The 10,542-nt window shown below is 62.1% G+C and carries 11 protein-coding genes and 1 pseudogene; 2 read left to right on the forward strand and 10 right to left on the reverse strand.

Annotation, left to right across the window (positions count from 1 at the left end):
- Positions 1 to 90 precede the first annotated feature (90 nt).
- The 3 genes from RGM2987_RS01815 to dapE all read right to left on the reverse strand — a co-directional run bounded on the left by RGM2987_RS01815 (position 91) and on the right by dapE (position 2,512).
- Entirely contained in the window at positions 91 to 468 is a 378-nt protein-coding gene (locus RGM2987_RS01815; RefSeq protein ID WP_245138404.1) for a hypothetical protein, read from the reverse strand.
- Between the two features lie 83 nt (positions 469 to 551).
- Positions 552 to 1,361 (reverse strand): putative RNA methyltransferase, encoded by an 810-nt coding sequence (locus tag RGM2987_RS01820; protein ID WP_245138405.1) that lies wholly within the window; start codon positions 1,359 to 1,361, stop codon positions 552 to 554.
- Positions 1,361 to 2,512 carry a succinyl-diaminopimelate desuccinylase gene (gene dapE, locus RGM2987_RS01825; protein WP_245138406.1) on the reverse strand — a complete coding sequence of 384 codons (1,152 nt, stop codon included), beginning with the start codon at positions 2,510 to 2,512 and terminating at the stop codon, positions 1,361 to 1,363. The genes RGM2987_RS01820 and dapE overlap by 1 nt, the downstream gene beginning before the upstream one ends.
- A gap of 385 nt (positions 2,513 to 2,897) precedes the next feature.
- On the opposite strand from dapE, the gene tcdA reads away from it, so the two are divergent.
- The gene (tcdA, locus tag RGM2987_RS01830) at positions 2,898 to 3,716 is read left to right on the forward strand and encodes a tRNA cyclic N6-threonylcarbamoyladenosine(37) synthase TcdA (RefSeq protein WP_245138407.1); all 819 of its coding nucleotides are present in this window, start codon (positions 2,898 to 2,900) and stop codon (positions 3,714 to 3,716) included.
- 123 nt (positions 3,717 to 3,839) lie between these two features.
- Here tcdA and RGM2987_RS01835 read toward each other — a convergent pair whose 3' ends face one another.
- The 4 genes from RGM2987_RS01835 to RGM2987_RS01850 form a co-directional block, all read right to left on the reverse strand.
- Positions 3,840 to 4,244: a SufE family protein gene (locus tag RGM2987_RS01835; protein ID WP_245138408.1), complete on the reverse strand. Its 405-nt coding sequence runs from the start codon at positions 4,242 to 4,244 to the stop codon at positions 3,840 to 3,842.
- Entirely contained in the window at positions 4,241 to 5,446 is a 1,206-nt protein-coding gene (locus RGM2987_RS01840) for a cysteine desulfurase (RefSeq protein WP_245138409.1), read from the reverse strand. Before RGM2987_RS01840 ends, RGM2987_RS01835 begins: the two co-directional genes overlap by 4 nt.
- A 74-nt stretch (positions 5,447 to 5,520) precedes the next feature.
- Complete coding sequence (gene dapD, locus RGM2987_RS01845) at positions 5,521 to 6,555, reverse strand: 2,3,4,5-tetrahydropyridine-2,6-dicarboxylate N-succinyltransferase (RefSeq protein WP_245138410.1); 1,035 nt, start codon at positions 6,553 to 6,555, stop codon at positions 5,521 to 5,523.
- A gap of 32 nt (positions 6,556 to 6,587) precedes the next feature.
- Positions 6,588 to 6,950 (reverse strand): ArsC family reductase, encoded by a 363-nt coding sequence (locus tag RGM2987_RS01850; protein WP_280639794.1) that lies wholly within the window; start codon positions 6,948 to 6,950, stop codon positions 6,588 to 6,590.
- A 760-nt stretch (positions 6,951 to 7,710) separates the two neighbouring features.
- Here RGM2987_RS01850 and RGM2987_RS01855 point away from each other — a divergent pair.
- Positions 7,711 to 8,068, forward strand: a pseudogene (locus RGM2987_RS01855) (DUF6124 family protein).
- Between the two features lie 228 nt (positions 8,069 to 8,296).
- Here the strand turns inward: RGM2987_RS01855 and RGM2987_RS01860 are convergent.
- The 3 genes from RGM2987_RS01860 to dapC all read right to left on the reverse strand — a co-directional run bounded on the left by RGM2987_RS01860 (position 8,297) and on the right by dapC (position 10,439).
- On the reverse strand, positions 8,297 to 8,599 hold the full coding sequence (locus tag RGM2987_RS01860; RefSeq protein ID WP_245138411.1) for a helix-turn-helix domain-containing protein: 303 nt from the start codon (positions 8,597 to 8,599) through the stop codon (positions 8,297 to 8,299).
- Positions 8,600 to 8,609: 10 nt separating this feature from the next.
- The gene (locus RGM2987_RS01865; protein ID WP_245138414.1) at positions 8,610 to 8,951 is read right to left on the reverse strand and encodes a type II toxin-antitoxin system RelE/ParE family toxin; all 342 of its coding nucleotides are present in this window, start codon (positions 8,949 to 8,951) and stop codon (positions 8,610 to 8,612) included.
- Between the two features lie 288 nt (positions 8,952 to 9,239).
- Positions 9,240 to 10,439: a succinyldiaminopimelate transaminase gene (dapC, locus tag RGM2987_RS01870; RefSeq protein ID WP_245138412.1), complete on the reverse strand. Its 1,200-nt coding sequence runs from the start codon at positions 10,437 to 10,439 to the stop codon at positions 9,240 to 9,242.
- Between the last annotated feature and the right edge of the window lie 103 nt (positions 10,440 to 10,542).

A 10,542-nucleotide genomic window follows, 5' to 3' on the forward strand; every position in this document is an offset into this window, starting at 1 on the left:
GTGTATCAGTCAATGAAGTATCGATTGATACACCGTATTCGCGAGCAAGCCCGCTCCCACATTGGGTCTTATGGGGAGCCCAAGGCCGCCTCAAGCCGTCTTCCAGGTAATCTCTTCCTCCCCATCGGCGCTGATCCGAATCCAGCGATCCGCCGACTCTTCCCCTTCCTCTTCCACCCACGAGCCGGGCGCGCAGCGCACTTCGACGTTCAGCGCGGCGTAGGCGGCGCGGGCGCAGGCGATGTCGTCGTCCCACGGGGTCTGGTCGCTTTCCAGGTACAGGCTGTTCCACTTGCCGACCGCCTTGGGCAGCCAGGTCACCGGGATGTTGCCGGCCTTGCACTTGTAGGTCTGGCCTTTCTGGGTCCATTCGCTGCACGGGCCCAGCGCCTGGGTCAGCCAGGCGGCGATGGCCTTGTGGTCGACGTCGGCGTCCTTGAGGTAAATCTCGATATCGGGTTGGCGCATGGATGTCCTCGCTGCGGTCTTGAAAAATCCATTCGCGGATTTATCTGGCCCCGGCCGAATGACCGAGGCCTGGAATCTAAAGGTTATTGAAGAACGAAATAATCGTAGCGCATCGACACCGTGACCTCGAATGGCGCGGCCTGTTCGATCACGCTGGCGCGGCGTTCGGCACTGGCGCGCCAGCCGTGGGGCGTCATTGCCAGCAGGTTGGCGCGGTCCTGGCTGCTGTCGAGCGTGAGCTTGAACTCGAGGGTTTCGCTGTGATCCAGCGCCATGCCTGCCGGCACCAGGGCCAGATGTTTGTCGTCGGTGTATTCGCGCACTTCGTCGTACAGCCGCTCGCGCAGTTCCATCAGGTGGCCGCTGGTCGGGCCGACTTTCATCAGGCCGCCACCGGGGCTGAGCAGGCGCTTGGCCTCCTGCCAGTCCAGCGGGCTGAACACGCTCGCCAGGAACTGGCAGCAACCGTCCGCCAGGGGCACCCGGGCCATGCTGGCGATCAACCAGGTCAACTGCGGGTTGCGCTTGCAGGCGCGCTTGACCGCCTCGCGGGAGATGTCCAGGGCATAGCCGTCGGCGTGGGGCAGGGCGTCGGCGATTTGCGCGGTGTAATAGCCTTCGCCACAGCCGATGTCGAGCCAGCGCCCCGGCGCCCGTTCAGCCGCCAGCTCGGCCAGGCGCCGGGCAACGGGGGCGTAATGCCCCGCGTTGAGAAAATCCCGGCGGGCCTCGACCATAGCCTGGTTGTCGCCCGGGTCGCGGCTGTTCTTGTGCTGCACCGGCAACAGGTTCAGGTAGCCCTGGCGCGCGCGGTCGAATCGATGGCCGGCTGGGCACAGCACGCCGTTATCCACCGCGTTCAGCGGCTCATTGCAGATCGGACAGGCGAGCATCAGGCGAGCAACTTGATCAGCGTCTTGTAGTAGATCTCGGTCAGCACGTCGAGATCGGCCGCCAGCACGCGCTCGTCCACCTGGTGGATGGTCGCGTTGACCGGCCCCAGCTCCACCACTTGGGTGCCCATGGTGGCGATGAAACGACCATCTGAGGTGCCGCCGCTGGTGGAAGCGTGGGTTTCGCGGCCGGTGACGTCCTTGATGCTCGACGACACGGCGTCCAGCAGCGCGCCGGGTTCGGTCAGGAATGGCAGGCCGGACAGCGCCCAGTCGATGTGCCAGTCCAATTGATGCTTGTCGAGGATATCGGCAACGCGTTGTTGCAGGCCTTCGACCGTGGATTCAGTGGAGAAACGGAAGTTGAACACCGCCACCAGGTCACCCGGAATGACGTTGGTAGCGCCGGTGCCGGCGTTGAGGTTGGAGATCTGGAAACTGGTGGGCGGGAAGAAATCGTTGCCGTGGTCCCAATGCTCGGCGGCCAATTCCGCCAGGGCCGGCGCCGCAAGGTGGATCGGGTTCTTTGCCAGGTGCGGATAGGCCACGTGGCCTTGCTTGCCGCGCACGGTCAGTTTTGCGCCAAGGGAGCCGCGCCGACCGTTCTTGACCACGTCGCCCACCAGGGTGGTGCTCGACGGCTCGCCGACGATGCACCAGTCAAGGCGCTCCTGACGGGCCTTGAGGCGCTCGACCACGGCCTTGGTGCCGTGGTGGGCCGGGCCTTCTTCATCGCTGGTGATCAGGAAAGTGACGGAGCCCTTGTGGTCCGGGTAATCGGCGACGAACCGCTCGGCCGCCACCACCATCGCCGCGAGGCTGCCTTTCATGTCGGCCGCGCCACGGCCGCAGAGCATGCCCTGGTCGTCGATGACGGCGTCGAACGGGTCGAGCTGCCAGGCCTGCACCGGGCCGGTCGGCACCACGTCGGTGTGCCCGGCGAAGCACAACACCGGGCCGTCGTGCTTGCCATGGCTGGCCCAGAAGTTATCCACATCCTCGATGCGCATTGGTTCGAGTTTGAAACCCGCATGGCCGAGGCGCTGCATCATCAGCTTCTGGCAATCGGCATCCACCGGCGTGACGGACGGACGGCGGATCAGGTCGCAGGCGAGTTGCAGGGTCGGCGAGAGGTCGGCGTGGGCCGTCATGGAAAGCTCCGGGAAAAGGGATGAAGGCTGGACCTTGTGGGAGCGGGCTTGCTCGCGAAAGCGCTGTATCAGTCACACATGTATTGCCTGACACACCGCATTCGCGAGCAAGCTCGCTCCCACAGGATCTGAGGTCGACCATTGGATGGTATACGGCCAACGCTCACAAAATGGCGGTTATCTTATAGCAAAACAGCAATCATTGGTCCCAGTGTCTATCGGCTGGAGCACAAAACCCTGTGGGAGCGAGCCTGCTCGCGATAGCTATGTGTCAGTCGACATTGATGCCGCTGATCCACCGCTATCGCGAGCAGGCTCGCTCCCACAGAGGTTTTGCTTAATTTGCCACGACAAAGCCCTATAATGCGCGCCGGTTTTTGGGGTAATGGTCATGAGTACAGAAGATCCACGGTTTGCCGGCATCGCCCGTTTATATGGCATCGAAGGCCTGGAGCGCCTGCGGGCGGCCCATGTGGCGATTGTCGGGGTGGGCGGTGTCGGATCCTGGGCGGCAGAAGCCATTGCCCGTTGCGGTGTGGGCGAGATATCGCTATTCGACCTGGACGATGTCTGCGTCAGCAACGCCAACCGTCAGTTGCATGCCCTGGACAGCACCGTCGGCAAGCCCAAGGTCGAGGTGATGGCCGAGCGGCTGCGTGGCATCAACCCCGACTGCACGGTGCATGCGGTGGCGGATTTCGTCACCCGCGACACCATGGCCGAATACATCACGCCGAACATCGACTGCGTGATCGACTGCATCGACAGCGTCAACGCCAAGGCAGCGCTGATTGCCTGGTGCAAGCGCCGCAAGATCCAGATCATCACCACCGGCGGCGCGGGCGGGCAGATCGACCCGACGCTGATCCAGGTCTGCGACCTGAACCGTACATTCAACGATCCGCTGGCCTCGAAAGTGCGCTCCACGCTGCGTCGCGACTACGGTTTCTCCCGCACCGTGACCCGCCACTACAGCGTGCCTTGCGTGTTTTCCACCGAACAACTGCGCTACCCGAAGCCCGATGGCAGCATTTGCTTGCAGAAGAGTTTTGTCGGCGATGGCGTGAAGCTCGACTGCGCCGGCGGGTTTGGCGCGGTGATGATGGTCACGGCGACGTTCGGCATGGTCGCGGCGACCAAGGCTGTGGATAAGATTGTGGCGGGGGTTAGGCGGCCGGCTGACAGGGTCAAGCCCGCGCAGTGATTGCCATTGTGGCGAGGGAGCTTGCTCCCGCTGGGTCGCGAAGCGGCCCCCATGCGGCGTCAATCATCTTGAACTCAAGGCGGCTGCTTCGCAGCCGCGCGGGAGCAAGCTCCCTCGCCACAGTTATTGCGCCAACTCGGACATCCGCTGCAACACCGCATTCAACCCATTACTGCGCGAAGGCGATAGCTGGCGCGACAATCCCAGCTCACCGAACCACCCCGGCAGATCCACCTCGCGCAATTCGGTGGCGGTCAACCCGTTGACTCGCGCCAGCAGCAATGCCACCAACCCACGAATCAACCGCGCCTCACTGGCAGCAGAAAACTGCCAGCACCCATCCTGCAACCGCCCCACCAACCACACCTGGCTTTCACATCCACTGACCAGGTTGGCCGCGCATTTGTCCGCCTCGCTCAGGGGCGGCAGGCGCTCGCCCCATTGCATCAGCAGGCGGGCGCGTTGTTCCCAGCCCGAGGCCTCCTGGAAAATATGCAGCGCTGTGACGGCATCGGTCGGCAGGTTCATCGCAGCATCTCCAGGGCTTGATCCAGGGCTTCGAAGAACCGTTCGATGTCAGCGGAGTCGTTGTACAGCGCCAGCGAGACCCGGATCGCTCCTGACAGCCCGAGGCGCTTGAACAACGGCATGGCGCAGTGATGTCCGGCGCGCACGGCGATGCCTTGCTCGGTCAGCAGGTGGGCCAGGTCGGCGTTATGCACGCCGTCGACCCCGAAGCTGACCAACGCCAACCGTGGATTGCCCACCAGGCGCACACCGTTGCGCGCCAGCAGGCCATGGAGCAGATAGTCGTGCAGGGCTGCTTCGTGGTCGACGACGCTTTGCGGGTCGAGAGCGGACAGATAATCCAGGGTCGCCCCCAGCCCGATCACACTGGCAACCGGTGGCGTGCCGGCTTCAAACCCCAGCGGTGCCGGGCGGAACGTGGCGTGGTGGTAGTCGGCCTGTTGCACCATTTCGCCGCCAAACTGCCAGTGGCGCAACAGGCCAAGCGCTTCGGTACGACCAAACAGCACGCCCAGCCCGTCGGGACCGTAGAGCTTATGGCTGGAGAATACATAGAAATCGCAACCCAAAGCCTGCACATCATGACGACCATGCACCACGCCCTGGGCGCCATCGACCACCGTCAGTGCCCCGTGGGCCTTGGCCAGCGCCAGCAGCGCCGGCAACGGCTGCCAGGCGCCCAATACGTTGGACAACTGGCTGACGGCCAACAGCCGGGTGCGCGAGCCGATCAATTGGGCGGCGGCGTCCACGTCGATCACGCCATCAGCGTCCAGCGGCAACACCACCAGTTTCAGCGAGCGGCGGTCGGCCAATTGTTGCCAGGGCAGCAGGTTGGCGTGGTGTTCCAGGGCACTGATGACGATCTCGTCGCCCGGGTTGAACAAGTGTTCCAGCCCGTAGGCCAGAAGATTCAGTGCGCTGGTCGCGCCATGGGTGAAGACGATCTGCCCGCAATCGCCGGCGTTGAGCCATTGCGCCACTTTCAGGCGACTGTCTTCGAACGCCTGGGTGGCGTGGGCGCCCGGCAAATGTTGCGCACGGTGCACGTTGGCCGCGCCATTGGCGTAGTAATGCGCCAGGGCGTCGAGCAAAGCTTGGGGTTTTTGCGTGGTGGCAGCGTTGTCCAGGTAGGTCTGGCCTTGCCGTTGCAGAGCGGCGATGGCCGGGAAATCGGCGCGCCAGGGGGAGGGGATCAACATGCTTTCGGGCCCTGCTGGAGTGAAGCCGGACCCTGTGGGAGCAAGTCTGCTCCCACAGGTGACTGTGAAGCGGCTTAGTTGTGCGCGTGCAGTGCTTCGTTCAGCTCGATGGCCGACTTATGGGTCTTGCATTCCACCGCGCCGGTCTCGGAGTTGCGGCGGAACAGCAGGTCAGGCTGGCCGGCCAGATCGCGGGCCTTGACCACTTTGACCAGTTGGTTGTGCTCGTCCAGCAGCGCGACCTTGGTGCCGGCCGTCACGTACAGGCCCGATTCCACGGTGTTGCGGTCGCCCAACGGGATACCGATACCGGCGTTGGCGCCGATCAGGCAGCCTTCACCCACCTTGATCACGATGTTGCCGCCCCCCGACAGGGTGCCCATGGTCGAGCAACCGCCGCCCAGGTCCGAACCCTTGCCGACGAACACGCCTGCCGAGACACGACCTTCAATCATGCCCGGGCCTTCGGTGCCGGCGTTGAAGTTGACGAAACCTTCGTGCATCACGGTGGTGCCTTCGCCCACGTAGGCGCCCAGGCGGATCCGCGCCGCATCGGCGATACGCACGCCGGCCGGAACCACGTAGTCGGTCATTTTCGGGAACTTGTCCACCGAGAACACTTCCAGCAACTCGCCGCGCAGGCGGGCTTCGAGCTGGTGCTCGGCCAGTTCGGCGAGGTCGATCGCGCCCTGGCTGGTCCAGGCCACGTTCGGCAGCAACGGGAAAATGCCGGCCAGGTTCAGGCCATGGGGCTTGACCAGGCGATGGGACAGCAGGTGCAGCTTGAGGTAAGCCTCGGGAGTGGAGCTCAGTTGCGCATCTTCGGCCAGCAGGGTGGCGACCAGTGGCTTATGGCTTTCAGCCAAGCGAGTCAGCAACTTGGCTTGTGCGGCATCGACGCCCTTGAGGGCTTCGGCCAGTTGCGAAGCCTGGGCGGTGGTAAAAGTGATGGCCTGGTTGCCTTCGCTGTAGCCAAGGATCGGCGCGATAGCGGCAACGATCTCAGCCGACGGCTTGAGCATCGGCTGTGCATAGAACACCTCCAGCCAGGCACCTTCACGGTTTTGAGTGCCGACGCCGAAGGCCAGGCTGAACAGGGTAGTGGACATGAAATTACCTCGAAAAAATGGACGGGGCAGGCTTACTTGAGCGCTGCCGCATAACTATCTGGCTTGAAGCCAATCAGGGTTCGGTCACCGAGATCAAGCACCGGACGTTTGATCATCGAGGGTTGGGCGAGCATCAGTTCGATGGCTTTCGTCTGGTCGAGATCGGCTTTGCGTTCGTCGTCGAGCTTGCGAAAGGTCGTACCGGCCCGGTTCAACACCACTTGCCAGCCATGCTCGTTGCACCATTGGGTCAGGTGCTCACGGTCGATGCCGGCAGTCTTGTAGTCGTGAAAGTCATAGCGCACAGCATGTTCATCGAGCCAGGTGCGCGCCTTTTTCATCGTGTCACAGGCTTTGATGCCGAAAAGGTGCAACGTTTTGCTTGAATCGGTCAAGGAACTGCCCCCTTTGCAGGTGCTGGGAATAAAAGGTGACGGATTATGCCATGACCGGATGGCTGTGGGAGCGAGGCTTGCCCGCGATGAACGATGACGCGGTCTTCTGGCAGACCGAGGTGTTTGCATCGCGAGCAAGCTTTGCTCCCACAGCTGGCAATTCTCATCCTTTCTAAAAAGCAAAGCCGCCCGAAGGCGGCATCAACCGACACGCAGTTGAGCTTGCATCGCCCTTTCTGCGCGGCTGGGTCAACCCCGAGAGGGACCCAGACTCCTGCCAGCTCTCGCTGGTGACGGGGTTGATTATGGCTAGCGACGATAGCGAATTCAAACCAGCTTGAACTGTTGAAACAGGGCTGCACGGAATGTGTCGATGCACTCAGCCAACGAAATCAACGGCTTGGCCTATGGCAGTAGGTTTTATTTCTTTTCTTGTCTGAGCAGGCGATTGTGGTCTTACAGACGCGCCGAAATTTCCGACAAGTTTTTAAGGTTGTCCGTCGGAAGCGAGGGCCCTAGCCTCTGGGTGTCGCTGCCAATTCAGCGACCGGACGTGAGAATCCGAACTCCTCTAGGCGCACAGGCGCCGACCATATAAAGTGCAGGCGCTTTTCGTCTGCACTTTATGGCGGCTGTGCGCGGGCATGCTTCGGCATGGCCGAGCTCCTAGAGACTCGGATTCTCACCCCGCGTACGGCTGCCACCCTCCGGTCCGTGAGAAGACTCGGTGGCAGCTCCAATTTCTCTAGGAGCAATGAATATGATCAAAGAAACGCCGAATCCTCCGAAGTCTGCATCCACTTTCCCCTACGGCGACTACGCCCCCGAAAAGCTGCAAGAGGCCGCTGATCGTGCGCTGGATCATTACCTCAAGCCTGAAGACAGTGATTCAGAGCCCACCCACGTCGCAGTTGTTCAGAGTCGTGGACAGTGTCGACACCGAAGTTTTATTAGCGAATCTCAGCGAAACCCTGGCCTCGGCCAATGCCATGCTGAGTGACCTGGCCTTCGATCTGGAGGGTTCACGGCGGCATGTGGCGCTGGGAGTGGTGCAGATGATCGAGTTGGGGGCACTGCTGGCGGACAAGGCTTTGGATCGGGTAGAGATTCGGACCTGATGCAATAAGTGCCGGCCTCATCGCGAGCAGGCTCGCTCCCACAGTGGATTTGTGCCGTTCACAAGACTTGTGGTCGACACCGGACCCTGTGGGGGAACTTGCTCGCGATTGCAATATGTCAGTTGTTGCATAGGCGACTGAACTGACGCCTTCGCGAGCAAGCCCGCTCCCACAGGGGGTTAGTGTCGCTACCGAAGGTTGTGAGCACCAGTGATCCAGCGTCTGGCGTTATGCGTGTGCTTCTTCACGCTCTGGTACCAGTTTCACTTCCACTCGCTGGCCCAGCGCACGCGCTGCGCTGGCAAGTGTTGCCAGCGTCATTCCCGCATCGTTTTGGTCGAGCGCACGATCAACTGCGGTACGACTGGTATGCATGCGCTCCGCCAAAGCCTTCTTGGTCACTTTCTGAAGTCGCATGGCCTCGGCAATTTGCCAGGAGATAACGCGTTTGAGCGCGGCAGCAGACACTTCCTCGGCGATGCCTTGCTCGGCCAGGAAGTCGTCAAAGTCAGATCCAATGTGTTTGTTCATTTGCGGTACCTCATAATCTTGCTTTGCGCTGCTTGGCGGTTGCCATGTCGACCGTTGGTGTTTTTTGACTTTTCTTGATGAAGCCATGGAGTAGAACCATGTCGGAACCGACCACGGTGAAAAGAACGCGGGCGATGGTATCTTCAAGATCAATCCTGACTTCCCATAACCCAGTATCCAGCTTACGCACCACGGGCATGCCTATCGGCCAACCAAGCTGAACAGTCTTGATGTCAGTCCCGATCATCCGCCTGTGTTCGCGAGGCAGGTCCGTCAGCCATTCCCGCACAGGTTCATTCCCGGCATCTGTGCAGAAGAAACGTACATTCAGTATGGGTGCGATTTCGGTCATGGGTGGAGTGTACCGAAATAGGTGCGTTGCGCAACCTTGGCGTTGCTGGAATTTGTACAGGTTCCAGCCCTCGGCAAATTCCTGAATGCCGTAAGCGCTCACCGTCCAATCTGTGGGCGAGCCTGCCGGCGAGAGGCCAAGTCAGACAGAGAAGGCTTGATGTCGGCCAAGAAGCGCGAGGGAGCTTGCTCCCGCTCGCTTGCGAAGCAACCGCAAAGAGCGGGGCCGCTTCGCGCCCCAGCGGGAGCAAGCTCCCTCGCCACAACAGTGTTCAATTGCAACGCGCCATCATCCGCGACGCTGAATAAACGCCCGGATCCGCTCCGCCGCTTCCACACATTCCGCCAGCGACGCGACCAGGGCCATGCGCACGCGGCCGGCGCCGGGGTTGGTGCCATCGACGTCGCGGGACAGGTAGGAGCCCGGCACCACCGTCACATGTTCCTGTTCGAACAGGTCACGGCAGAACGCCGCATCGTCGCCCGCCACGTTCGGCCACAGGTAGAAGCTGCCGTCGGGGCGCTGCACGTCCAGCACCGGGCTGAGGATGTCTAGCACTGCATCGAACTTCTCGCGATACAGCGCCCGGTTGGCCCGTACGTGTTCTTCGTCATTCCACGCAGCGATGCTCGCCAGTTGGGTCTGAACCGGCATCGCGCAGCCGTGGTAGGTGCGGTACAGCAGGAAGCCCTTGAGGATGTCTGCATCGCCCGCCACGAAGCCGGAGCGCAGGCCCGGCAGGTTGGAGCGTTTGGACAGGCTGTGGAATACCACGCAGCGCTTGAAGTCCTTGCGACCGAGTTCGACGCTGGCGCTGAGCAGGCCCGGCGGCGGGGTTTGTTCGTCGAAGTACAGTTCGCTGTAGCACTCGTCGGCGGCGATGACGAAGTCGTGTTCATCGGCCAGGGCGATGAGTTTTTTCAGCACGTCCACCGGAATCAGCGCGCCGGTCGGGTTGCCGGGTGAGCACAGGAACAGGATCTGGCAACGTTTCCAGACGTCCGCCGAAACGGCGTCGAAATCCGGGTTGAAGCCGTTTTCGTCCAGGCACGGTAGGTAATGCGGCTTGGCCCCGGCGAGGAACGCCGCGCCTTCATAGATCTGGTAGAACGGGTTCGGGCTGACCACCAACGCATCGTCGCCACGGTTGACCACGGTCTGGGTGAAGGCGAACAGCGCTTCACGGGTGCCGTTGACCGGCAGCACATGGCGCGCCGGGTCGAGCCAGCCGTTTGGCACGTTGAAGCGGCGCTCGCACCAACCAGTGATGGCCTCACGCAACTCCGGAATGCCGAGGGTGGTCGGGTACACCGCCATCTTCTCCAGATTGCTGGCCAGGGCTTCGGCCACAAAGCTCGGCGAACGGTGCTTGGGCTCGCCGATGGACAGGGCGATCGGGCGCTTGCCAGGGTTTGGCGTGACGCTGCCCAGCAGGGCGCGAAGCTTTTCGAACGGGTAGGGCTGCAACTGGTTCAGGGCGTTGTTCATCGGGGGCCTCGTTCAATGTGGGGCGCTGTCCCTGTGGGAGCGGGCTTGCTCGCGAATGCGGTGTGCCACGCGATGGTCAGTTGACTGACACACCGCATTCGCG

Source organism: Pseudomonas sp. RGM2987 (assembly GCF_022952855.1).
Taxonomy (GTDB): Bacteria; Pseudomonadota; Gammaproteobacteria; order Pseudomonadales; family Pseudomonadaceae; genus Aquipseudomonas.